At 73.5% G+C, this 23243-nt stretch carries 16 protein-coding genes; 9 read left to right on the top strand and 7 right to left on the bottom strand.

The window, feature by feature from the left end; all coding sequences use genetic code 11:
- Nucleotides 1–37: 37 nt before the first annotated feature.
- Nucleotides 38–3061 (bottom strand): bifunctional [glutamine synthetase] adenylyltransferase/[glutamine synthetase]-adenylyl-L-tyrosine phosphorylase, encoded by a 3024-nt coding sequence (locus K7396_RS26010; protein WP_086719507.1) that lies wholly within the window; start codon nucleotides 3059–3061, stop codon nucleotides 38–40.
- 28 nt (nucleotides 3062–3089) lie between these two features.
- The gene (gene glnA, locus K7396_RS26005) at nucleotides 3090–4451 is read right to left on the bottom strand and encodes a type I glutamate--ammonia ligase (protein ID WP_086719506.1); all 1362 of its coding nucleotides are present in this window, start codon (nucleotides 4449–4451) and stop codon (nucleotides 3090–3092) included.
- A gap of 317 nt (nucleotides 4452–4768) precedes the next feature.
- On the opposite strand from glnA, the gene K7396_RS26000 reads away from it, so the two are divergent.
- From K7396_RS26000 to K7396_RS25975, 6 genes are all read left to right on the top strand, one after another.
- The gene (locus K7396_RS26000; protein WP_086719505.1) at nucleotides 4769–5095 is read left to right on the top strand and encodes a hypothetical protein; all 327 of its coding nucleotides are present in this window, start codon (nucleotides 4769–4771) and stop codon (nucleotides 5093–5095) included.
- On the top strand, nucleotides 5092–6039 hold the full coding sequence (locus K7396_RS25995; RefSeq protein ID WP_086719504.1) for a WXG100 family type VII secretion target: 948 nt from the start codon (nucleotides 5092–5094) through the stop codon (nucleotides 6037–6039). Before K7396_RS26000 ends, K7396_RS25995 begins: the two co-directional genes overlap by 4 nt.
- Before the next feature lie 37 nt (nucleotides 6040–6076).
- Nucleotides 6077–6736 (top strand): hypothetical protein, encoded by a 660-nt coding sequence (locus K7396_RS25990; protein WP_086719503.1) that lies wholly within the window; start codon nucleotides 6077–6079, stop codon nucleotides 6734–6736.
- A 333-nt stretch (nucleotides 6737–7069) separates the two neighbouring features.
- Nucleotides 7070–7306, top strand: a complete 237-nt coding sequence (locus K7396_RS25985; protein ID WP_152105298.1) for a hypothetical protein — start codon at nucleotides 7070–7072, stop codon at nucleotides 7304–7306.
- A gap of 342 nt (nucleotides 7307–7648) precedes the next feature.
- Nucleotides 7649–9283 carry a multicopper oxidase family protein gene (locus K7396_RS25980; protein ID WP_152105297.1) on the top strand — a complete coding sequence of 545 codons (1635 nt, stop codon included), beginning with the start codon at nucleotides 7649–7651 and terminating at the stop codon, nucleotides 9281–9283.
- A gap of 167 nt (nucleotides 9284–9450) precedes the next feature.
- Nucleotides 9451–11205: an NAD+ synthase gene (locus tag K7396_RS25975; protein ID WP_086721005.1), complete on the top strand. Its 1755-nt coding sequence runs from the start codon at nucleotides 9451–9453 to the stop codon at nucleotides 11203–11205.
- An 81-nt stretch (nucleotides 11206–11286) separates the two neighbouring features.
- Here the strand turns inward: K7396_RS25975 and K7396_RS25970 are convergent, their stop codons facing one another.
- From K7396_RS25970 to K7396_RS25955, 4 genes are all read right to left on the bottom strand, one after another.
- On the bottom strand, nucleotides 11287–12546 hold the full coding sequence (locus K7396_RS25970; protein ID WP_223660206.1) for an MFS transporter: 1260 nt from the start codon (nucleotides 12544–12546) through the stop codon (nucleotides 11287–11289).
- A 164-nt stretch (nucleotides 12547–12710) separates the two neighbouring features.
- Nucleotides 12711–13715, bottom strand: coding sequence for an endonuclease/exonuclease/phosphatase family protein (locus tag K7396_RS25965; RefSeq protein ID WP_373866986.1), 1005 nt, complete (start codon nucleotides 13713–13715; stop codon nucleotides 12711–12713).
- Nucleotides 13716–13970: 255 nt separating this feature from the next.
- Entirely contained in the window at nucleotides 13971–14642 is a 672-nt protein-coding gene (locus K7396_RS25960; RefSeq protein WP_152105296.1) for a TetR/AcrR family transcriptional regulator C-terminal ligand-binding domain-containing protein, read from the bottom strand.
- The gene (locus K7396_RS25955; protein ID WP_086721918.1) at nucleotides 14639–16258 is read right to left on the bottom strand and encodes an MFS transporter; all 1620 of its coding nucleotides are present in this window, start codon (nucleotides 16256–16258) and stop codon (nucleotides 14639–14641) included. The genes K7396_RS25960 and K7396_RS25955 overlap by 4 nt, the downstream gene beginning before the upstream one ends.
- Before the next feature lie 194 nt (nucleotides 16259–16452).
- Between K7396_RS25955 and panB the strand changes: the two genes are divergently transcribed.
- The 3 genes from panB to K7396_RS25940 all read left to right on the top strand — a co-directional run bounded on the left by panB (nucleotide 16453) and on the right by K7396_RS25940 (nucleotide 19744).
- The gene (gene panB / locus K7396_RS25950; RefSeq protein WP_086721917.1) at nucleotides 16453–17313 is read left to right on the top strand and encodes a 3-methyl-2-oxobutanoate hydroxymethyltransferase; all 861 of its coding nucleotides are present in this window, start codon (nucleotides 16453–16455) and stop codon (nucleotides 17311–17313) included.
- A gap of 578 nt (nucleotides 17314–17891) precedes the next feature.
- Nucleotides 17892–18917, top strand: a complete 1026-nt coding sequence (locus K7396_RS25945; protein ID WP_086721188.1) for an ATP-binding cassette domain-containing protein — start codon at nucleotides 17892–17894, stop codon at nucleotides 18915–18917.
- The gene (locus tag K7396_RS25940) at nucleotides 18914–19744 is read left to right on the top strand and encodes an ABC transporter permease (protein WP_086721189.1); all 831 of its coding nucleotides are present in this window, start codon (nucleotides 18914–18916) and stop codon (nucleotides 19742–19744) included. Before K7396_RS25945 ends, K7396_RS25940 begins: the two co-directional genes overlap by 4 nt.
- 52 nt (nucleotides 19745–19796) lie before the next feature.
- On the opposite strand, the gene K7396_RS25935 is transcribed toward K7396_RS25940, so the two are convergent.
- The gene (locus tag K7396_RS25935) at nucleotides 19797–23237 is read right to left on the bottom strand and encodes an AfsR/SARP family transcriptional regulator (RefSeq protein WP_152104964.1); all 3441 of its coding nucleotides are present in this window, start codon (nucleotides 23235–23237) and stop codon (nucleotides 19797–19799) included.
- Nucleotides 23238–23243 lie beyond the last annotated feature (6 nt).

Here is a 23243-nt window from a genome sequence, read left to right as displayed (position 1 = left end):
CGAAAACGTGGGCCGAAAGCAAAGCGCAGCGAAGGGGCTACGCGCCATAAAAGATTTGTTCAACGACGCCACGCGCCCGGCGCGTAACACGGCGGTAGTCGTCGATCATCTCGCCGACGTGGCCCTCCTCGTAGCCCAGGTAGCGGCCCACGGCCGCCAGCTCGCGGCCGTCGACGGGGAACGTGTCGCCGGGGCGGCCGCGGACGACCATGACGGCGTTGCGGACGCGGGCCGCCAGGACCCACGCCTCGTCGAGGGTCTGGGCGTCCTCGGTGTCGATCAGGTCGGCGGCGTGGGCCGCCGCCAACGCCTCGCGGGTGCGGGTGGTGCGCAGGCCGGGGACCTCCCAGCCGTGCTGCATCTGCAGCAGTTGCACGGTCCATTCGACGTCGCTGAGGCCGCCGCGGCCGAGCTTGGCGTGGGTGGTGGGGTCGGCGCCGCGGGGCAGCCGTTCGGCCTCCATGCGGGCCTTGAGCTTGCGGATCTCGCGGACCGCGTCGTCGCCGAGGCCCTCGGCGGGGTAGCGCAGCGGGTCGATGAGGTCGATGAAGCGCTGCCCCAGCTCGGCGTCGCCGGCGACCGGTTCGGCGCGCAGCAGGGCCTGGGACTCCCAGACCAGCGACCAGCGCCGGTAGTAGGCCGCGTACGAGGCGAGGGTGCGTACCAGCGGGCCCGACCTGCCCTCGGGGCGCAGGTCGGCGTCGATGGGCAACGGCGGGTCGGAAGAGGGGAGTTCCAGCAGCCGGCGCATCTCGTTGGCGACGGCGTGGGCGGCCTTGGCGGCCTCCTGTTCGTCGGCGCCCTCGCGCGGTTCGTGGACGAAGAGGACGTCGGCGTCGGAGCCGTAGCTCAGTTCGCGGCCGCCGAAGCGGCCCATGCCGATCACCGTGAAGCGGGTGGGCAGGGTGTCGCCCCACTGCTGGCGGACCGCGGCGCGCAGGGCTCCGGCGAGGGTGGCGGCGTTGAGGTCGGAGACCGCGGAGCCGACGGCGTCGACGGAGCGGCCGTGGTCGGTGTCCGCGGGGCTGAACTCGGTGCCGTACGCGCCGATGACGTCCGCGGCGGCCGTGCGGAACAGCTCTCTGCGGCGCACGCCGCGGGCCGCGGCGACCGCCGCTTCCGCGCCGTCCGCGCGGCCGACTGCGGCCAGCACCTCCTGTTCCAGCGCGGCCCGGCCGCGCGGCTGGAGCCCGTCGGAGGCGCCGAGCAGGGCGACCGCCTCGGGGGCGCGCAGCAGCAGGTCGGGGGCGAGGCGGCCGGCGGACAGCACCCGGGCGAGGTTCTCGGCGGCCGCGCCCTCGTCGCGCAGCAGCCGCAGGTACCAGGGGGTCTTGCCGAGCGCGTCGGAGACCTTGCGGAAGTTGAGCAGGCCGGCGTCGGGGTCGGCGGAGTCCGCGAACCAGGCCAGCAGCACCGGCAGCAGGGTCCGCTGGATGGCGGCCTTGCGGGTCACACCGGACGCCAGCGCCTCCAGGTGCCGCAGCGCGGCCACCGGGTCGGCGTAGCCGAGGGCTTCGAGGCGGTGGCCGGCGGCTCGGGCCGAGAGCCGGGTCTCGCCGGGCTCCAGGGTGGCGACGGCATCGAGCAGCGGGCGGTAGAAGAGTTTCTCGTGCAGCCGGCGCACCTCCCTGGCGTGCCAGCGCCACTCCTTGCGGAGGGTGTCGACGGGCTCGGTGCGCAGGCCCAGCGAGCGTGCCAGGCGCCGCTGTTCGCCCTCGTCCTCGGGCATCAGGTGGGTGCGGCGCATCCGGAAGAGCTGGATGCGGTGCTCCAGCGTGCGCAGGAAGCGGTAGGCGGCGTCGAGGGCCGCGGCGTCCTGGCGTCCGACGTAGCCGCCGGCGGCCAGCGCGGCGAGGGCGTCGAGGGTGGTGGCGCTGCGCAGGGTGGCGTCGCTGCGGCCGTGGACCAACTGCAGTAGCTGGACGGCGAATTCGACGTCGCGCAGTCCGCCGGGGCCGAGCTTGAGTTCCCGTTCGACCTGGGCCGCGGGGATGTTCTCGACGACCCGGCGGCGCATCTGGCGCACGTCGGCGACGAAGTTCTCCCGCTCGGCGACGTCCCACACCATCGGCGCCAGCGCGTCCACGTACGCCTGGCCCAGCTGGAGGTCGCCGGCCATCGGGCGGGCCTTGAGCAGCGCCTGGAACTCCCAGGTCTTGGCCCAGCGCTGGTAGTAGGCGAGGTGGCTGGAGAGGGTGCGCACCAGCGGGCCGTTGCGGCCCTCGGGGCGCAGGTTGGCGTCCACCGGCCAGATGGTGCCCTCGACGGTGTTGTCCGAGCACAGCCGCATCATGCGGGCGGCGAGCCGGGTCGCGGCCTGCAGCGCCTTGGCCTCGTCCACGCCCTCCTTGGCCTCGGCGACGAAGATGACGTCGACGTCGGAGACGTAGTTCAGCTCGCGGCCGCCGCACTTGCCCATGCCGATGACGGCGAGCCGGCACACCGCGGCGTCCCCGGGGGCCTCCTCGTAGGAGATCTCCAGGGCGGCCCGGACCGTGGCGGTGGCCAGGTCGGCGAGCTCGGCGGCGGCCTCGGCGACATCGGTGGTGCCGCAGACGTCGCGGGCCGCGATGCCCAGCAGAGAGCGGCGGTAGGCGGTGCGCAGCGCGTCCGCGCGGGGGCGTTCGGCGTTCGTGCCGCCCCAGATCCCCTCGGCGAGCGCCAGCTCGAACTCGGGGGTGGTGGGGTGCAGGTCGGCCGACTCGTAGGTGACCAGTGACTGCCAGTCGCGGGGGTGGCGGACGAGGTGGTCGGCGAGCGCCTCGGAGGCGCCCAGCACTCCCAGCAGCCGGTCGCGCAGCGGTTTCGCCGCGACGATCGTGCTCAGCAGCGTCTGCTGTTCCTCGTCCTCCTGTGCCTCCACCAGCCGGACCAGGCCGTGCAGGGCCAGGTCCGGGTCGGCGGTGGCGCCCAGCGCTTCGAGCAGCACCGAGTCGTCGCGTACGGAGGCGAGTTCGGGGGCGTCGAGCAGCTGCCCGGCCGCCGAGGGGTCGGTGAAACCGTGTCTCAGCAGCCGGGTGAACGTGCTGCTCCGCCGTCCCTGCGGAGCGGGTAGTGCCATGGGGGCAGCCTCTCGGTGGCGCGGTGGCTCAGAGCACGGGCAGCATCTTGCGCAGCTCGAAGGCGGTGACCTCCGAGCGGTACTCCTCCCACTCCTGCTTCTTGTTGCGCAGGAAGAAGTCGAAGACGTGCTCGCCGAGGGTCTCGGCGACCAGTTCGCTGCGTTCCATCAGCTCGATGGCCTCGCCGAGGTTCTGCGGCAGCGGCTCGATGCCCATCGCCCGGCGCTCGGAGTCGGACAGCGCCCAGACGTCGTCGTCGGCGCCGGCCGGGAGTTCGTAGCCCTCCTCGATGCCCTTGAGGCCGGCCGCGAGCAGCACCGCGTAGCTCAGGTACGGGTTGGCGCCGGAGTCGATGGAGCGGACCTCGACCCGGGTCGAGCCCATCTTGCCGGGCTTGTACATCGGGACGCGGATCAGGGCGGAGCGGTTGTTGTGGCCCCAGCAGATGTACGAGGGGGCCTCGCCGCCGGCGCCCGCGGTGCGGTTGGCGCCGCCCCAGATGCGCTTGTAGGAGTTGACCCACTGGTTGGTGACGGCGGAGATCTCGCCGGCGTGGCGCAGCAGTCCGGCGATGAACGAGCGCCCGACCTTGGAGAGTTGGTACTCCGAGCCGGACTCGTGGAAGGCGTTGCGGTCGCCCTCGAAGAGCGAGAGGTGGGTGTGCATGCCGGAGCCCGGGTACTCCGAGAACGGCTTGGGCATGAACGTCGCCTGGACGCCCTGCTCCAGCGCCACCTGCTTCATGACCAGCCGGAACGTCATGATGTTGTCGGCGGTCGAGAGGGCGTCGGCGTAGCGCAGGTCGATCTCCTGCTGGCCGGGGGCGCCCTCGTGGTGGCTGAACTCCACCGAGATGCCCATCGACTCCAGCATCGTGATCGCCTGGCGGCGGAAGTCCATGCCGACGTTCTGCGGGGTGTGGTCGAAGTAGCCGGAGGAGTCGCCGGGGGTCGGCCGCTGGCCGTCCACGGGCTTGTCCTTCAGCAGGAAGAACTCGATCTCCGGGTGGGTGTAGAAGGTGAACCCGAGGTCGGAGGTCTTGGCCAGGATGCGCTTGAGGACATAGCGCGGGTCGGCGTAGGAGGGGGAGCCGTCCGGCATCAGGATGTCGCAGAACATCCGGGCGGTGCCGGGGGCCTCGGCGCGCCAGGGCAGGATCTGGAAGGTGCCCGGGTCCGGCTTGGCGATCATGTCGGACTCGTACACCCGGGCGAAGCCCTCGATGGCCGAGCCGTCGAATCCGATGCCCTCGTCGAATGCCTGCTCCAGCTCGGCGGGGGCGACCGCCACGGACTTGAGGAACCCGAGCACATCGGTGAACCACAGCCGTACGAAGCGGATGTCGCGCTCCTCGAGCGTTCGGAGCACAAACTCCTGCTGCTTGTCCATGGGTCACCAATCCTTGCAGGTCAATCGGCCTATCCACGTGCGCTGGATCACGCGGTGTGGCACACCAGTATCACGTGAAGGGGTTACCGTCACATTACGCACCCTTGGCCTGAATCAGAACCGCCGTCCCGTAACCCTCACCCCGCATCCTTCCCGCGGTGAGCATGCTCAGCGCAGCGGGCGGGGGCAAACGGGGGGCTTGGCGGAGTCTTGAAGCCCGCCTGAGCGGCCGTTGACCCGGCATTGAAGGGCCCGTTCCCTGCCCTTCCTACGCTGATCGCGGACCAGGAACGGCCCGCGTCGTGGGGAGAGAAGCAATGGCACAGGGGTTCCGGACCGATCCGGACGCGATATTCCGCTGCGCGTCGGGCACGGAACGGCAGCACGAGGAGGTGCCCCGCCTCGCGCGGGCACTGGAGCACGTGGAGATCCCCCAGGGGGCGTTCGGCAAGCTGCCGGAGTCGGACGAGCTGCACGCGTCCTACAAGGAGCATGCGCACGCGGCGCAGCAGGACCTCCACGACATCGCGGAGCTGCTGCGGGACGCGGCGGAGAAGCTGCGGGCCGTGGCCGGCCACTACGTCGCCAACGAGTACGCCACCCGGGAAGGCTTCGGAAACGGCGGCGGGAGCATCCCGGCATGACGGTCACGGACGCCTACGCCTGGGTCGACCGGGAGATCGCGAAACTCCCGGACATACCGGAGATCCACAACAGCGAGGAGCACGGCATCGACGCCGGGCTCGACGACGCGATCCGGTGGTTCCTGGACAAGGTCGGGCTGATGGACAAGCTCGAAGAGGTCACCGGGATGCCGACGCAGCTCACCGCGGCCGCGCACGAGTGGCGGGCGCAGGCCGCGGCGCTGCACAAGGTGGCGGACGGACTGCGGCAGGCCGCCCGCCCGCTGCCCGAGCGCTGGGCGGGCGAGGCGTCCGAGGGCTTCGGGCACGGCATGGGCGAGATCGTCGAGGCGATCGACGGCACGGCCACGGAGATGGGCGAGACGGCACACATCCTCAGCCAGGCCGCGGCGGAGTCGAAGTTCGCCGAGGACGCCGTCGTCGAGATCATCCGCGAGGCCATCGAGTGGGCGGCGATGACGCTGGCCGCGATGGTCGTCACCGACATCCTCACCCTCGGCCTGGCCACGGTGGTGGACGGGCTGGTGGCCGAGGCGGAGGTGGCGGTCTTCCTCGGCAGGGTGGAGAAGGTCTCGCTCAAGCTGGCGGAGACGCTGCGCAAACTGATGGAGGCCGTCCGGAAATTCAAGGCGGGGAAGAAGTCCTGGGCGGCGTTCAAGGAGGCCAAGGCGGCGGCCGGGGCGCTGCGCAAGGCGGGCGGCGCCTTCGGCGAGGGCGCCTACCGCACCCGGAACTGGTGGGCGCACCACCTCGTGACCGGCCAGATCGCCGGCCACGGCTCGAAGCCGGTCATCGGCGCCGTCACCGGTCTCACCGGCGACTTCAAGGGGCCCGCCACGGAAGCGGCCGAGCACTTCGGCAAGGAGGCGCTGTCGGACGACGGCCCCGAGGAGCCGAAGCCGTACCGCGTGCCCAAGGGCAGTATCGAGGACACCTTCGGCTGAGCGCCGGAGCGGACGAAGAGACGGACGAGAGACGGACATGCACCCCACCCCCGTCGTCCCCGAACGGGACGCCTGGCTCCTCCCGCACAGTTCGGCCCTGCTGCGGCCCGGGGAGACGCTGTACGGCGCCCTGCCGGTGCGGCTCGACCCCCTGGTGCCCGACCGCATCCCCAGGCGCCGCCGCCGGCCCAAGCCGGAGGCGGAGGAGCGGGAGCGGTTCAAGGGATGGTGGCGGATCCTCCTGCCGGTGTCCTTCGTGATGTGGGTGTGCGCCCTGCCGGCCGGCCTGCTGGAGCGGGGCGCCCACCACACCTGGCACGGGTTCCGCCGGCTGTTCCGCGGCCGGGTGTGGCAGGGCGGCTGGGACAGCGCCGCCGGATGGTTCGTGGTCACCACCCGGTCGGGCACCGACGACTCGCTCGGGCACGACAACGACCAGCTCGCGCTGGCCTTCACCGACCAGCGACTGCTGCTGCTGAGCCACCCCGTGCTGCCGGAGCGGGAGGCCGCGCGACTCCTCGGCGAACTGCCCCGCGGGCGGTTCACCCTGCGGCCCGAGCCGCATCCGGCGCGCCACACCCACCGGGTGGACCTCGCCTTCCCCGACGGGTCCTGGCTGGCGCTGGAGGCCGCGGAACGGGAACAGGTACCGCAGCTCACCGGGCTCCTCTCACCGGTCGGGGGCGGGCGGGCCTAGGCGTGCCGTCCGAGTCCCGCCGGTCCGGCGGCGCGGCCGTGTGACGGGCCGGACGGGCGGGCGGGGCCGGTGACCGGCCGACCCGGGGATGTCCCCCGGGCACGCGGGTGGCGTGGGGTGGCAAGCGGGGGCCGGCGGGGAAAGCTGAGCGGGGACACCGGCGCGACGAGCCGCAGCGGCGGGCGCGGGAGGGCCCCGATCCGGTGGCGGACGGATGCCACGGCTCTCCGTTCGGCGGGCCACCACGGAGCCCATACCCCTCGGGGGTAGGGTGCGTCGTCAGGGCGGGCCTCCCCCGCGTCCGCCGGTCCGCCGTCCGTCGAGAGGTCCGCGATGCACGAACAGGGCAAGGCCGCCGCGTGGTGCGGCCGTCTGCCGCTGTTCGCCGCGGTGCTCACCGGCGTCCTGACCTCCGCCCTCCCGGGCCTCCCCGGCGCCGGCGCACCGGCCCGGCGCCGCGCGAGCGGCCCCGCCGGCGTCCCGCGCGGCGGCCTCGCGCGCGGCCCGTGGCCGATATCCCGGGCGCCGCGCCCCACACTCCTCGCCCGACTGTCGGTGCCGCGCGCCTAGGGCCTGTCTTCAAAGTCCCGTCGTTCGCCCGAAGGGCGGGCCTCGCGGTGTCTGGTGCGTGCGATCGCAAGGCGGAGGGTCGTCCCGGTACTGGGTTGTACCGGGATGATCCCGACAACGCGGCGAGCGTGCGTGCCAGGCGCCGCGAGGCAGGCGGGACTTTGAAGACAGGCCCTAGGGCCTGTCTTCAAAGTCCCGTCGTCCGCCCGGAGTCGCGAACCGCACGGGACCTTGCGGACGCGTCCTGGGGGCGCGCCCCGCCGCCGACGCCCACCGGAGACCGCGGCAGTGCCCTCACCCCGCCCAGATCGCCACCGACATCGTCTCGAGGTGTTTCTCCCCATGCGTACGCACTCCCGCCGCACCCTGCTCGGTGCGGGTATCGCCGCCGCCGGCAGCGGCCTGCTGTCCGCCTGTGCCGGCGGCCAGGCCGCCTCCGGCACGGACGGCATGAACGGCATGTACGGCACCGCCGCCTTCTCCGGCCCGGACCGGCACCCGCCGTCGGGCTATGTCTCCCCCGACGGCCCGGAGGTCGCCGAGGCCGAGCGCAGGCGGGGCGCGGGCCCCGTGCGCCGCTTCGCGCTGACCGCCACCCAGAGCCGGATCGACCTGGGCGGCCGCACCGTCCGCACCTGGACGTTCGGCGACGAGCTGCCCGGCAAGGTGATGCGTGTCGACGCGGGCGACCGGATCGCGCTGACCCTCACCAACCGCCTGCCGCAGAACACGACGCTGCACTGGCACGGGCTGACGGTGCGCAACGACATGGACGGCGTCCCCGGCGTGACCCAGCGCTCCGTGCGCCCCGGCGCCTCGTTCGACTACCGCTTCGCCGTCACCACCCCCGGCACGCACTGGGTGCATCCGCACTCCGGCCTCCAGCTGGACCGCGGGCTGTACGCGCCGCTGATCGTCGACGACCCCAGGGAGCCGCTCTCCTACGACAAGGAGTGGATCGTCCTGCTGGACGACTGGGTCGACGGGGTGGACGGCAGCACCCCGGAATCGGTGCTCAGGCAGCTGCACGGGGGCGTGGACCGCGGCCCCATGGCCCACGGCGAGACGGAGATGGCCCACGACCACGCGAAGGGCGGTGGCCGGGGCACCCGCGCCAGGGACGGCGCCGCCGTTCCCGCCGACGGCCCCTCGCGGCTCCTCAAGGGCGCCCGGAGCAGGCTGCTGGGCCATGACGCGGGGGACGTGGACCACCCGTACCACCTGGTCAACGGCCGCACCGCGCGCGACCCGCGGACCTTCCACGCCAAGCCCGGCGACCGCGTCCGGATCCGGTTCATCAACGCGGGCAGCGAGACCGCCTACCGCGTGGCCCTCGGCGACCACCCGATGACCGTGACGCACACCGACGGCTTCCCCGTCGAGCACGCCGAGGCCGACGCGCTGCTCATCGGGATGGCCGAGCGCTACGACGTGATGGTCACGGCCAAGGACGGCGTCTTCCCGCTCACCGTGCTGGCCGAGGGCAAGGGCCGCGCGACGATGGGGCTGCTGCGCACCGGGAGCGGTGAGGCGCCCGGCCCGTCCGTCCGGCCGAGGAACCTGTACGGCAGGATCATGACCGTGGACCGGCTGCGCGCCGCCGAGTCCGTGCGGTCCGCACCGCGCCGCCCGGACCGCACCCTGGAGATGACCCTCACCGGGACGATGGAGAAGTACGACTGGGCGATCAACGGGAGCCCGTACACGCCCGACCAGCGGTATCCCGTCGAGGCCGGTGAGCGGGTCCGGATCATCTTCCGCAACCACACCCGGATGTGGCACCCGATGCACCTGCACGGCCACACCTTCGACATGCCGCACGGCGGCCCCCGCAAGGACACCACGATCCTGCTGCCCGGCCGCCGGGTCGACGTCGATTTCCACGCCGACAACCCCGGCCTGTGGATGGTCCACTGCCACAACATCTACCACTCGGAGTCCGGGATGATGACGATCATCGGCTACCGGAAGAAGTAGGCGGCAGCGGCCCGGGAGCGGGCCCGGGGCGGCGCGGCCGGCGGCCCCGGGCAGGCGCGCGGCGGGCGGCCCGGCGGATCCCTCCCGGCCCGCCCGTCACACGCCCGAAGCACCGCCGGCACACCTCCGACCCCCCATTGCGTCAGAAAGACGATTAGACTGGCGGGGTGCCCCGACTCCGCCTCGCCCTCAACCAGATCGATTCCTGCGTCGGCGACCTCGCCGGGAACGCCGAGACGATCCTGCGCTGGACCCGGCACGCCGCCGACCAGGGCGCACACCTCGTCGCGTTCCCCGAGATGGCGCTGACCGGCTACCCCGTCGAGGACCTCGCGCTGCGCCCCTCGTTCGTCGAGGCGAGCCGCGCGACGCTGCGGACGCTGGCCGGCCGGCTGGCCGCGCAGGGCCTGGGCGGCCTCGCGGTGATCGTCGGCTATCTCGACCGCGGCACCCAGGCGAAGCCGCGCTACGGCCGCCCGGCGGGCGCCCCGCAGAACGCCGCCGCCGTGCTGTACCAGGGCGAGGTCGCGCTGAGCTTCGCCAAACACCACCTGCCCAACTACGGCGTCTTCGACGAGTTCCGCTACTTCGTCCCCGGCGACACCCTGCCCGTCGTACGGGTGCACGGCGTGGATGTGGCGCTCGCCATCTGCGAGGACCTGTGGCAGGACGGCGGCCGGGTGCCGGCGGCCCGCAGCGCCGGCGCCGGGCTGCTGCTCTCGGTCAACGCCTCGCCCTACGAGCGGGACAAGGACGACACCCGGCTCGAACTGGTCCGCAAGCGGGCCCAAGAGGCCGGCTGCACCACCGCCTACCTGGCGATGACGGGCGGCCAGGACGAGCTGGTCTTCGACGGCGACTCGATCGTCGTCGGCCGGGACGGCACGGTGATCACGCGGGCGCCGCAGTTCGCGGAGGGCTGTGTGCTGGTCGATCTCGACCTGCCGGCCGCGGCGCCGGTGCCGCCCTCGGGCGTGCTGGACGACGGCCTGCGCGTCGACCACCGCGTCCTGACGCCCGATCCGCTGCCGCCCTACCCGCCGCGGGCGCCCGGCGACGAGGCCGCACGCCTCCCGGACCTGGAGGAGATCTACACCGCGCTGGTCGTCGGCCTGCGCGCCTATGTGACCAAGAACGGCTTCGGGAGTGTGGTGCTGGGCCTGTCCGGCGGGATCGACTCGGCGCTGGTCGCCACGCTCGCCTGCGACGCCCTGGGCGCGGAGCGGGTGCACGCCGTGGCGATGCCGTCGCGCTACTCGTCGGAGCACTCCCTCACCGACGCCGCCGAACTCGCGCGCCGTACGGGCCTGGCGTTCCGTACGGTGCCGATCGGCCCGATGTTCGACGCCTACATGGCGGCGCTGCCGCTGACCGGCCTGGCCGAGGAGAACCTGCAGTCGCGGCTGCGGGGCACCACCTTGATGGCCCTCTCCAACCAGGAGGGCCACCTGGTCCTGGCCCCCGGCAACAAGTCCGAGCTGGCCTGCGGCTATTCGACCCTGTACGGCGATTCGGTGGGCGGCTACGGCCCGATCAAGGACGTCTACAAGTCGGTCGTCTACCAGCTGGCCCGCTGGCGCAACCAGGCCGCCGCCGACCGCGGACAGACCCCGCCGATCCCGGAGAACACCCTCACCAAGCCCCCGAGCGCCGAACTCCGCCCCGGCCAGGTCGACACCGACTCGCTGCCCGACTACGACGTCCTGGACCGCGTCCTGGAGCTGTACGTCGACCACGACCGCGGCCGGGAGGACATCGTCGCCGAGGGCTTCGACGAGGCCCTGGTGACGCGTGTCCTGCGGATGGTCGACCACGCCGAGTACAAGCGCCGCCAGTACCCGCCCGGCCCCAAGATCTCCGCGAAGGGCTTCGGCAAGGACCGCCGGCTGCCCATCACCAACCACTGGCGGGAAGGGGCCTGACGAGAGGTCGGGGTCCGGCGGGCCGGACTCCCGGCCCGCGCGGTCCGGGCGGCTTTCCCGGCCGCGCGGCCCCGTGAGCCGTCAGCCTCTGCGGCCCCCGGCGGGCAGCTCCGCGGCCGGGGCCGCGCCCGACTCGGCCGCCGGCTCCGCCGCCGTCTCCGCCTCGCCGCCGCGGGCCACGATCCGGGAGGTGTCGCCGGCGCCGCGGTCCAGGAGACCGGCGGTCACGGCGACGGCCAGCCCCAGGGCGGCCAGCACCGCGCCGACCAGCGCGGGGGAGGTCCAGCCCCACCCGGCCGAGAGGGCCAGGCCGCCGACCCAGGCACCGCCGGCGTTGGCGAGGTTGAAGGCGGACTGGTTGGAGGCGGCGGCCAGGGTCGGCGCCTGCTGGGCCTTGTTCATGACCAGCATCTGGAGCGGCGTGGTGGTCAGGAAGCCGACGGCGCCGATCAGGACGACCGCCACCAGCGCCGTCCACCCGGCCCGCGCGGCGAGGGGGAAGGCGGCCAGCACGAGGGCCAGCGCGCCCAGCGAGCCGTACAGGGTCGGGCGCAGGGCCCGGTCGGTGAGCGGCCCGGCGGCGAGCGCGCCGAGGGTCATCCCGATGCCGAAGAGGGCCAGGACCAGCGGGACCGAGCCCGCGGCGAAGCCGGTGACCTCGGTCAGCATCGACGCGAGGTAGCTGTAGACGGCGAAGATCCCGGCGAAGCCGAAGACGGTGGTGAGCAGGCCGAGCAGCACCTGGCGGTCGCCGAGGGCCCGCAGCTCGCTGCCGAGGCCGGTGCGCTCCTCGGCCGGCAGCGGGGGGACCAGCCGGGCCAGGGCGGCCATGGCGGCCAGTCCGATGCCGGCCACGACGAGGAAGGTGGCGCGCCAGCCGAGCTGCTGGCCCAGCAGGGTCGCGGCGGGGACACCGACGATGTTCGCGACGGTCAGGCCGAGGAACATCGTGGCGACCGCGCGGGCCTGGCGGCCCTCGCGCACCAGCCGGGCGGCGACCACCGCGCCGACGCCGAAGAACGCGCCGTGCGGGAGCCCGGCCAGCAGCCGGCCGGCGACCAGCAGGCCGAAGGTGGGGGCCAGGGCGGAGGCGAGGTTGCCGACCGTGAAGACCGCCATCAGGCCCACCAGCATCCGCTTGCGCGGGATACGGGAGCCGAGGGCGGTCAGGAGCGGGGCGCCGATGACGACGCCGAGGGCGTAGGCGGAGACGAGGTAGCCGGCGGTGGGCACGGAGGTGCCCAGATCGTCCGCGACGTTGGGCAGCAGGCCCATCATCACGAATTCCGTGGTGCCGATACCGAAGGCCGAGATCGCGAGCGCGAGCAGAGCCAAGGGCATGAAAGACCTTTCCAGGGTTTCGCGTGCGAGCGGGCACGCGGCGCGCGGACCGAGAGTTCCATAAGTTCTCTTACGGAACAAAGTCTCTCAGGCGCAGTATTCCGGCGTGGGAACGGGACGTGACGATCTCGCGTCGGAACCCGCTCCCAGGGCGCCGGACCTGGTCAGATCTTCACCGACGCCGCGACCGGAAGGTGGTCGCTGCCGGTGGAGGACATCACCCAGGCCCTGACCGGATCCATCCCCTTCATCATGATCTGGTCGATCCGGGCCATCGGGAACGCCGCCGGCCAGCTGAAGCCGAAGCCGTCGCCCGCCGCGCCCTGCGCCGAGCGCATCTGGGAGGTGACCGGGGCCAGCGAGCGGTCGTTCATGGTGCCGTTGAGGTCGCCGAGCAGCATGACCTTCTTCTCCGGGTCGGCGGCGATCGCCTCGCCGAGCGCCGCCGCGCTGCCGTCGCGCTGGTTGGCGGTGAAGCCCGCCTCGACCTTGACCCGCACCGACGGCAGGTGCGCGACGTAGACGGCGAACTTCTGGCCGTCCTCGGCGGTCACGGTGGCCCGCAGCGCGCGGGTCCAGCCCATCTTGATGTCCACCGGCCGCGTGCCGGACAGCGGGCGCTTGCTCCACAGCCCGACGGTGCCCTCGACCGTGTGGTACGGGTACGCCTTCGCCAGCCCCTGGCGGTAGGCGGGCAGGGCCTCGCCGGTCAGCTCCTCCAGGGCCACGACGTCGGCGTCGGAGGCCACGATGTCCCGGGCGGTGGCCGCCGGGTCGGGGTTGTCGGCGTTGACGTTGTGGGTGGCGACGGTGAGATTGCCGCCGTTGCCCGCCTTGTCGGTGATCTGCCCGCCGAAGAGGTTCACCCAGGCGAAGACCGGCAGCACCAGCGCCAGCAGCGCGGTCGCCGAGCGGCGCAGCACCGCGACGACGAGCAGCAGCGGGATGCACAGCCCCAGCCACGGCAGGAAGGTCTCCAGCAGACTGCCCAGGTTTCCCACGGTGTTGGGGATCTGGGCGTGCAGCATCATCACCAGACCGAGCAGGACCGCGAGCACCGCGAGCACGATGCCGCGCCGCCACATGCCCTCCGGACGCCACCAGTTCCGCAGGCGGTCGGCCCGGGAACCGGCCTGCCCGGGGTTGTGCCCCTGTCCCGGTTCCGTCATGTATGCCTGCGCCATGTAGCTGCCCTCACTGCCTTGCTCCGCTGCGCCTCACCTGTGGTCTCCGACCCTAGGCGATGGTCCGTAATGCGCTTTCTTAGAAGTGAGGACGGCGCGGTGGCGGGTCGGGGTTCCGGCATCCGCCCTCGTCACGGCGGCTGTGACAGAACGGGCATGATCCGGTCATACGACGGCGCGCCGGCCCGGACCTCCCGGGCGTCCGGACCCGCCCCCAAGGCCGCCCCGTCGCCCCGGAGTTCAGCCCGCGGCCGCGCCCGCCACCGGCCGCACGCCCTCCAGCACCAGGTCGACGAGGTCCGCCGACAGGCTCCCGGGCGGCTCTGTCCGCTCGTGGAGGAGGGCACGGGCCAGCACCGGGCCGGTGAACAGGTCCGCGATGGTCTCCAGGTCCCGGTCGGTGCGGATCTCACCGTTCGCCACCCCGCGCCGGAGCACCGCCAGCAGCGCCTCGTGGCGGGCCCGTACGAGCGTGTCGTGGTACTCCGCCCACAGCTCGGGCCGGGCCCCGGCATGGCCGGCGAGCGTGCGCAGCAGCGCGGAGCCGCGCCCGGCGGGGCCGCGGCGCAGGAACTCCAGCAGGGCGACCAGGTCGTCGCGCACCGAGGTGCCGTCCAGGGGCGGGCCGGGCACGTCCAGGGACCGCAGGACGTCGCGCATCAGGGCGGTACGTCCGGGCCAGCGGCGGTAGACCGTGGCCTTGCCGACGCCCGCCTCGCGGGCGATGCGCTCCATGGACAGCTCGCCCGGACAGGCACCGTCCTCGACCAGGCGCAGCACGGCCTCGATGACGGCGGGGCCGGCCGCGGCGCTGCGCGGACGGCCGCGGCGCCCGGGAGCCGCCGGGCCCGGCCACTCCCCCGCCGCCACCGCATCCGCCACCGCCCCGGGCCCCGCCGCCGCCCGGGTCATCGCTCCGCGCCCGCCTTCGGCTCCTCCCGCGGCGCGGCCGCCCGCGGCGCCGGCGGCACCTTCCCCGGCAGGAACGCCGCGGCCACGACCAGCCCGAGCAGGGCGACCGCGGCCGAGCCGAGCGCGGTGACGTGCATGGCGTGGAGGAAGGCGTGGTCGGCGGCGGCGATCAGCGGCCGGCCCGCGGGGCCCAGCCGGCCGGCGAGGCCGTGGGTCGCCTCGATGGACTCGCCGGCCGCGTGCCGGGCGGCGGCCGGGACGCCCGGCAGCGCGTCCAGCTCGCGCCGCATGCCGTCGCGGTAGGTCGTCGACAGCAGCGAGCCCAGGACGGCCACGCCGAGCGTGCCGCCGACCTGCCGGAAGACGTTGTTGAGCGCCGAGCCGGAACCGGCCTTCTCCCGGGGCAGCGCCTGCATGACCGCGACGGTGGCCGGCGGCATGATGTGCGCCATCCCGGCGCCCTGCAGGAAGAACAGCGCCTCCAGCACCCAGATCGGGGTGCGGGTGTCCAGCAGCAGCATGCCGGTCATGGTGACGGCCACCACGAACATGCTGAAGGTGCACACCGCGCGGGCGCCGTAGCGCTCCACGGCCAGCCGGGCCCGCGGCGCGAAGATCGTCTGGGCGGCGGCCAGCGGCAGGAACAGCATCCCGGCCTGCAGCGGGCTGTAGCCGCGCACGCTCTGGACGTAGAAGACCGTGAAGAACGCGACCCCCATCAGCGCGAAGAAGACCAGCGCGATGGCGGCGATGGCGGCCGAGAAGGCCGGGCTGCGGAAGTAGCCGATGTCGATGGACGGATGGTCGCTGTGTTTCTGGTGCGCCACGAAGACCACCAGCACCGCCAGCCCCACGGCGATCGGGCCGACCACCTGCGGGCCGGTGAAGTCGGCGAGCTGACCGCCCTTGATGATGCCGTAGACCAGCAGGACCAGCCCGACCACCGACAGCAGCACCCCGACCGGATCCAGCCGTCCGGGGGCGGGATCCCTGGAGTCGGGCACCAGGACCACCATCGCGATCAGCGAGAGCACCACCACCGGCGCGTTGATCATGAAGACCGAGCCCCACCAGAAGTGGTCGAGCAGCAGCCCGCCGGCGACCGGCCCGACCGCGATCGCCAGCCCCACCCCACCGGCCCAGATGCCGATCGCCCTGGGCTGCTCGTCGTGCTCGAAGACGTTCATCAAGATGGCGAGGGTGGCCGGCATGACCAGGGCGCCGCCCAGACCCATCACGGCCCGGAAGGCGATCAGCTCGGCGGGCGACTGCGAGATGCCGGCGCACACCGACCCGGCGCCGAACACGGCCAGGCCGACCAGCAGCACCTTCTTGCGGCCCAGGCGGTCGCCGAGCAGCCCCGCGGTGAACAGCAGCCCCGCGAAGACCAGCGTGTAGGAGTTGATCGCCCACTCCAGCTCGCTCTGGGTGGCGCCGAGGCCGACCGGAGCCGGGGTCGCGATCGTCTTCATCGCGACGTTGAGGATCGAGTTGTCCAGCACCACGATCAGCAGGCTGAGCATGAGGGTGTACAGGACCGCCCAGCGGCGGCGGTGGATGCGTTCCGGGATCTCCCGGACCGGCGGTGCGCCCGGGGGGCTGGAGGAGGAGGCCATGGCCGGACCCTAGGGGCGTTCCGATACGGAACCGTTCCGTATCGGGAAGCCACGCGGGCGGGTCCCGTCTTCCGGGCGAAGCAAGACCGGTCACACCCGCTCCCCGTTTCCTTTGCGCGCGGGCCGTGCCAGCATGGAGGGGAGTCCGGGGACACCGTCAGGGTGCCTCGAGATGACGAACAGGAGCCGTCACCATGACGCAGCTTTCGCCTGCCCAGAAGCCGGTCGACAAGTCGCTGTACGGAGGCACCGGCTCGCGCCGGATCACCGTCCGCGACGTCGCCGCCGCCAAGGCGCGCGACGAGAAGTGGCCGATGCTCACCGCCTACGACGCCATGACCGCCTCCGTCTTCGACGAGGCCGGCATCCCGGTCCTGCTCGTCGGCGACTCGATGGGCAACTGCCACCTCGGCTACGAGTCGACCGTGCCGGTCACCATGGACGAGATCACCCTGCTGTCCGCGGCCGTCGTCCGGGGCACCAAGCGCGCACTCGTCGTCGGCGACCTGCCGTTCGGCTCCTACCAGGAAGGCCCGGTGCAGGCGCTGCGCAACGCCACCCGGCTGGTGAAGGAAGCCGGGGTGGGCGCCGTCAAGCTGGAGGGCGGCGAGCGCTCCGCCGGGCAGGTCGAGCTGCTGGTCTCCTCCGGCATCCCCGTCATGGCACACGTCGGCCTCACCCCGCAGTCCGTCAACGCCTACGGCGGCTACCCCGTCCAGGGCCGCGGCGAGGAAGCCGCCCAGCAACTGCTGCGGGACGCGAAGGCGGTGCAGGACGCGGGCGCCTTCGCGGTCGTCCTGGAGGCCGTACCCTCCGAACTGGCCGCCGAGGTCACCCGCTCCCTCGCCATCCCCACCGTCGGCATCGGCGCGGGCCCCGACTGCGACGCGCAGGTCCTGGTCTGGACCGACATGGCCGGCATGACCGCCGGCCGCGTCCCGAAGTTCGTCAAGCAATATCTGGCCCTGCGGAAACTGCTCGGTGACGCGGCCAAGGAATTCGCCGAGGACGTCGTCGGCGGCGCGTTTCCGGCGGAGCCGCACGTCTTTCACTAAGCGGGTTCCTGTATCTCCCACGTTGTCGGCTGGCCCGCCGTGGGGGTTTCTCGCCGTTGCGCCTGGCGGCGGGCCGGGTCCGCTGCGCGGGGCTGTGGGTGCGGTGACGGGCCTCCGGGGTGGGTGTGTGGGACTGCTTCGCTTTACGTCCCACACACCCACCCCTCCGGCCCGTCCCCTCCCGTGAGTGAGTAAGTGAAGGTGGGTGGGGGCGGGCCGTTGTCGTGGCCGCCCCCACCCTGCCCTGTCGTTACGGGTGGCCCGGTTTCGTGTGCCCACCAGGCGCACCGGACCACCGAGGTCCACCCCCACCGGCCTTTCACCGACCCCTCAACGGGAGGGGACGGGTCGGAGCGGGTGGGGGTGTCCGGACGTAAAGCGAAGCAGTCCGGCACCCCACCCGCGCAGGCCCGTCACCGCACCCCGACAGCCCCGCGCAGCGGACCCCGCCCCGCGCAGCGGCAACGCCCGCCGCAGGCGAAAAACAGAACCCCCCACGTCGGCAAAGCCGACAACGTGGGAGGCCCCTGTCGGAGACATGTAGGCGCGCTGTCGGCAGCCCCTGGCACGGTGGGGGCATGACGCGACAGAAGATATCCGCCAAGGGCGGCAACGCCGTGGAGGTGCGCGGTCTGGTCAAGCACTTCGGGGCGGTCAGGGCCGTCGACGGGGTGGACCTGGACGTGAAGGAAGGCACCGTGCTCGGTGTGCTCGGTCCGAACGGGGCCGGGAAGACGACGCTCGTGCGGTGCCTGTCGACGCTCCTCGTGCCGGACGCCGGCCATGCCGTCGTGGCCGGTTTCGACGTGGTGCGCCAGCCGCGCGCGCTGCGCCGCACCATCGGGTTGACCGGGCAGTACGCCTCGGTCGACGAGAAGCTCTCCGGCTGGGAGAACCTCTACATGATCGGGCGGCTGCTCGATCTGTCCCGCAAGGACGCCCGGGGCCGCGCGGATGAGATGCTGGAGCGGTTCTCGCTGACCGAGGCCGCCAAGCGGCCGGCGGCCAAGTACTCCGGCGGGATGCGCCGCCGGCTGGACCTCGCCGCGTCGATGATCGGCCGGCCGGCGGTGCTGTACCTGGACGAGCCGACGACCGGGCTGGACCCGCGCACCCGGAACGAGGTGTGGCAGGAGGTCCAGCAGATGGTGCGCGAGGGCGCGACGGTGCTGCTGACCACGCAGTACATGGAAGAGGCCGAGCAGTTGGCGAACGAGCTGACGGTCATCGACCGCGGCCGGGTGATCGCCGAGGGGCGGGTCGACGACCTCAAGGCGAAGGTCGGCGGGCGGACGCTGCAGATCCGGCCGTCGGACCCCGGCGAGCTGGACCGGATGGCGGGGGCCGTCGCCCGGGCCGGTCTGGACGGTATCGCCGGCGCCACGGCTGACCACGACGGGGGTGTGGTCAACGTACCGATCGTCAGCGACGAGCAGTTGACGGCGGTGGTGAACGTGCTCGGCCGGGAGGGCATCGCGCTCGCCGGGATCAGCACCCATCTGCCCAGCCTGGACGAGGTGTTCTTGGCCATCACCGGCCAGAAGACCTCCGAGGCGGGCTCCGAGGACGTCATGGACCAGCAGTACGCGGAGGTGCCGGCATGAGCGCGGCGACGATGACGGCGCCCCGGCTGAAGGCCGCGGCGGACGAGGGGCGGATCGGCGTGCGCGCCAATCTGCGGCACATCGGCGCGCTGGTGCGGCGCAACGCGCTGCAGATCCGGCAGGACCCGGAGTCGATGTTCGACGCCGTGCTGATGCCGATCATCTTCATCCTGCTGTTCACCTATGTGTTCGGCGGTGCCATCGCCGGCAAGGGCCATCAGCAGGACTACGTCCAGCACCTGGTGCCCGGGATGATGGCGATGATGGGCATGAACATCGCGATGGCGGTGGGCACGGGCGTCAACGAGGACTTCCGCAAGGGCGTGATGGACCGCTTCCGGACCATGCCGATCGCCCGGTCCTCGGTCCTGATCGCCAAGATCGTCGTCGAGATCGGCCGGATGCTGGTCGCCACCGCGATCCTGCTCGGCATGGGCTTCCTGCTGGGCCTGGAGATCAAGGGCGGCATGCCCGCCTTCCTGGCCTCGATCGTGCTGTCCACGGTCTTCGGTGCGGCCCTGATGTGGATCTTCATTCTGCTGGGGCTCGCCATGAAGACCCCGCAGGCGGTGCAGGGCGTGGCGATGCTGGTGCTGATGCCGCTGCAGTTCGGCTCGTCGATCTTCACGCCGACGACGAAGATGCCCGGCTGGCTGAAGGGCTTCACCGAGGTCAATCCGCTGTCCAACCTGGCGGACGCGGCCCGCGCGCTGATCAACGGCCAGGGCGCGGTGGCCCATCCGACCCTGGTCACCCTCGGCTGGGCGGTCGCCATCACGGCCGTCACGATGCCGCTCGCGGTGGCGAAGTTCCGCAAGAAGACCTGACGCGCGTCCCGCGGGGGTTCTCCCCGCGGGACGGTCCTTCGCCCGGCTCGCGTCAGATGAGGGCGGTGGCCTCTTCGAGGGAGAGGCCACCGCCTTCGGCGTGTGCCCGCGCGTAGGCGGCGTCGCCCAGCAGCGCCCGCGCGGCCGCCTCGGTGCGCTCCCGGTCGTCGCGGATGATCCGCGGCGGGACATGGCTGTCCGCCCGCAGCCCGTCGTACGCCCCGACCAGGCGCGCCGCGTCCACACCGGCCGACGGGCCGCGTACCGCCATCACCACCCGTGCGCCGGTGAGGAGCTGCACCACCGGAAGGTCCGGCGCGACCATCTGCGTCAGGGAGTCCTGCAGGGTGGCCAGGGCCGTCCGGAACCTCGTCAGCAGTTCCTCGTCGCGGCCGCCCTCGTCCAGGTCCAGGGAGACCAGCGAGGTCTCCAGCATCCCGGAGAACAGGTCGGGGGCGCGCGGGGTGAAGATCTCGCGCACCGTGTGGAGTTCGGCCCGCGCCTCCGGGAGCCGCCCCTGAACCGTCAGCAGCATCGCGAGGGTCAGCCGCGCGAACGGCTCGGTGTCCCGGCCGCTGTTGCCCTTGACGGCTTCGGCCAGCACCTCGCGCAGCATCCGCTCGCCGGTCTCCTCCTGGCCGTCCTCGATGAGCACGGCGGCCAGCCGGCAGCGCAGCAGCAGCGTCTGGCCGTGCGCCCCCAGGTTCTCGGCGTGCACCATCGCCGCCCGGTAGTCGCGCGCGGCCGGCGCGTACGCGCCCCGTCGCTCGTGGGTTTCGCCGCGGCCCGACAGCGCCTCGGCCGCGCCCCAGACGTCGCCGATCCTCAGGAAGATCTGCAGCGCCTCGTCGGCGTCCCGGGTGGCCTGGGACAGCCCGCGGGGGCGGTCGTTGAGGATCTTGGAGCGGAACTGCAGCATGTAGGCCAGCTCCCAGGCGTAGCCGAAGCCGCGGCAGGCCGCCACCGCGCCGTCGACGAGCTCCGCCAGGTCGTCGAACTGCCCGGTGAGCAGCACCGCGTAGTACCACAGCGCGCCGGGCACCCGGCAGGTCTGCGGCATGCCCGGGCGGTAGACGGCGAGCATCCCGGTCAGCTCCCGCTGCATCTCGGGGTCGCGCAGCGCCTCGATGTCGCTGTCCATGCTGGAGAGGGCGACCAGCCGGACCTCCCGGCGGGCCTCCAGCAGTTGTTCGGGGGCCATCGGCGGGGGTGCGTGGATGGGGCTGACGTCCAGGTCGGGGGCGGGTCCGGCGGTGGGGCCGAAGGGGTTGGGGCCGAGCGCGCCGGCCGCCGTCGCCCAGTGGCGGGCGTCGCTGCGGTGGTCGCGCAGCGACCAGAACCACTGCAGGGACAGCACCAGGCACAGCGCCTCGTGCTCGTCGCGCGCGGCCAGGGCGCGGCGCAGCGCGGTGCGCAGGTTGTCGTGCTCCAGCTCCAGTTGCTCCATGGCGGCGCGCTGGCCGGGGCCGCGCAGCAACGGGTCGGTGGTGCGGGCCAGTTCGCGGTAGGCGACGAGGTGGCGGCGTTCGGCTCCGGCCCGCTCCCCCGCCTCGTCCAGCCGCTCGCCGGCGTACTCCGCCACCGTCTCCAGCAGCCGGTAGCGCATCTGCCCCCCGGCGCGGGCGCCGCGGCCGCCGTCGGCCGGACGGTCGTCGCCGTCCTCGGTCCCGGCCGGTGCCGCCACCACCAGCGACTTGTCGATGAGCGAGCCGAGCAGCCCGGCCACCTCGCGCGGGTCGACGCCGTCGCCGCCGCACACCGCCTCCGCGGCGGCCAGGTCGCAGCCCCCGGCGAAGACGGACAGCCGGCGCAGTACGGCCCGTTCGGGCTCGTCGGTCAGGTCCCAGGACCAGTCGACGACGGCCCGAAGGGTCTGCTGCCGGGGCAGCAGGGTCCGGCTGCCGCTGGTCAGCAGCCGGAAGCGGTCGTCGAGCCGGTCGGCGAGCTGCCGGGGTGTCAGCAACCGCAGCCGGGCCGCGGCGAGTTCGATGGCCAGCGGCAGCCCGTCGAGGCGCCGGCAGATCTCGGTGCAGGCCGCCGTCGTCTCCTCGTCGGCGTCGACGCGGAAGCCGGGCAGGGCGGCGGCCCCGCGGTCGGCGAGCAGCCGCAGCGCGACGGGGTCGGGCAGCGGCTCGACAGGACGCAGCACCTCGCCCGGTACGGCCAGCGGCTCCCTGCTGGTGGCCAGCACCGTCACGCCGGGGCAGTCGGCCAGCAGCCGCTCGGCGAGTGCGGCGGCGGCGCCGATCACATGCTCGCAGTTGTCGAGGACGAGCAGCATCCGGCGCCCCGCGCAGTGCTCGGCGAGCCGGCCGAGCGGGTCGAGGGCGGTCGGGTCGGCGGCGGCGCGCAGCCCCTCCGCCGTGGTGCCGCGGACCACGGTCTCGCGGGCGCCGAGCGCGGTCAGCACGGCCTCGGGGACGGTCTGCGGATCGTCCACCGGCGCCAGCTCGGCCAGCCATACGCCGTGCGGCCAGGCGTCCGGGCGGGCGGCCGCCGCGGTCTCCGCGCCCTCCTGCGACAGCCGGGTCTTGCCGGCGCCGCCGGGGCCCAGCAGCGTCACCAGCCGGTGCCCGGCGAGGTCGGCGCGGAGCGCCGCCAGGTCGGTGTCCCGCCCGACGAAGGAGGTGAGCCGGGCCCGGAGGTTGCCGGGCCGGGGGTGCGGCGGGGTGAGGAAGGGGGCGGGGACGGGATGGGGGGCGGGGGCGACGGCCGCGGGTCCGGGTGCCGGCTGCGGCTGCGGCGCGGGGGGCTGCGCCGGCGGCGTCTGCGGCGGCGGACGGAGGAGTTCCGCGTGCAGGGCGCGCAGTTCCGGGCCGGGGTCCGCGCCGAGGCGGTCGGCGAGGCCGGTGCGTATGTCCTCGTAGGCCGCCAGGGCCTCCGCGGTGCGGCCCGCCGCGCGCAGGGCGCGCAGCCGAAGCGCCTGGAGCGGCTCGTCCAGCGGATGGTCCTGGCACAGCGCGAGCAGGGTGGGCAGCGCCCGGTCGGCCCGGCCCAGGGCGAGGTCGGCGGCGAGGCGGGTGCGCTGGGCGTCCAGCCGGCGGCTCTCCGCGCGGGCCGCCTCGACGCCGGCGTCGGGCAGGTCGGCGAGGACCGGGCCGCGCCAGAGCGCGAGGGCGTCGTCGAGCAGGGCGGCGGCGGCGGCCGGGTCCGCGGCGCCGAGCGCCCGGCCGCCCTCCGCCGCGAGGCGCTCGAAGCGGTGCAGGTCGACCGCGTCGGGCTCGGCGCACAGCCGGTAGCCGCCGTCGGCCGAGACCACCGCGGCGTGCCCCAGGGCGCGGCGGAGCCGGCCGACCAGCGCCTGCAGGGCGCCTGCCGCGTCGGCGGGCGGGTCCAGGCCCCAGATGTCGGCGATCAGTACGTCCGGGGACAGGGCCCGGCCGGGGCGCAGCGCGAGGGCGGCGAGCAGCGCGCGCAGGCGGGGTCCGCCGAGCGCGACGGGCGTGCCGTCGGTCCGGTTGGCCTGGGTGGTGCCGAGAATTCCGTAACGCACCGGCCC

Origin of the sequence: Streptomyces angustmyceticus, from assembly GCF_019933235.1 — a bacterium.
Taxonomy (GTDB): domain Bacteria; phylum Actinomycetota; class Actinomycetes; order Streptomycetales; family Streptomycetaceae; genus Streptomyces; species Streptomyces angustmyceticus.
Note: the sequence above shows the minus strand (reverse complement) of the source record. Positions and strands in the feature narration are given on the sequence as shown.

Coding starts and splice junctions, on each gene's coding strand:
- K7396_RS25945 (WP_086721188.1), top strand. CDS start 17,892: ATGACGCGACAGAAGATATCCGCCAAGGGCGGCAACGCCGTGGAGGTG.
- K7396_RS25970 (WP_223660206.1), bottom strand. CDS start 12,546: ATGCCCTTGGCTCTGCTCGCGCTCGCGATCTCGGCCTTCGGTATCGGC.
- K7396_RS25985 (WP_152105298.1), top strand. CDS start 7,070: ATGCACGAACAGGGCAAGGCCGCCGCGTGGTGCGGCCGTCTGCCGCTG.
- K7396_RS25940 (WP_086721189.1), top strand. CDS start 18,914: ATGAGCGCGGCGACGATGACGGCGCCCCGGCTGAAGGCCGCGGCGGAC.
- glnA (WP_086719506.1), bottom strand. CDS start 4,451: ATGGACAAGCAGCAGGAGTTTGTGCTCCGAACGCTCGAGGAGCGCGAC.
- K7396_RS25990 (WP_086719503.1), top strand. CDS start 6,077: ATGCACCCCACCCCCGTCGTCCCCGAACGGGACGCCTGGCTCCTCCCG.
- K7396_RS25960 (WP_152105296.1), bottom strand. CDS start 14,642: ATGACCCGGGCGGCGGCGGGGCCCGGGGCGGTGGCGGATGCGGTGGCG.
- panB (WP_086721917.1), top strand. CDS start 16,453: ATGACGCAGCTTTCGCCTGCCCAGAAGCCGGTCGACAAGTCGCTGTAC.
- K7396_RS25965 (WP_373866986.1), bottom strand. CDS start 13,715: ATGACGGAACCGGGACAGGGGCACAACCCCGGGCAGGCCGGTTCCCGG.
- K7396_RS25955 (WP_086721918.1), bottom strand. CDS start 16,258: ATGGCCTCCTCCTCCAGCCCCCCGGGCGCACCGCCGGTCCGGGAGATC.
- K7396_RS26000 (WP_086719505.1), top strand. CDS start 4,769: ATGGCACAGGGGTTCCGGACCGATCCGGACGCGATATTCCGCTGCGCG.
- K7396_RS26010 (WP_086719507.1), bottom strand. CDS start 3,061: ATGGCACTACCCGCTCCGCAGGGACGGCGGAGCAGCACGTTCACCCGG.
- K7396_RS25980 (WP_152105297.1), top strand. CDS start 7,649: ATGCGTACGCACTCCCGCCGCACCCTGCTCGGTGCGGGTATCGCCGCC.
- K7396_RS25995 (WP_086719504.1), top strand. CDS start 5,092: ATGACGGTCACGGACGCCTACGCCTGGGTCGACCGGGAGATCGCGAAA.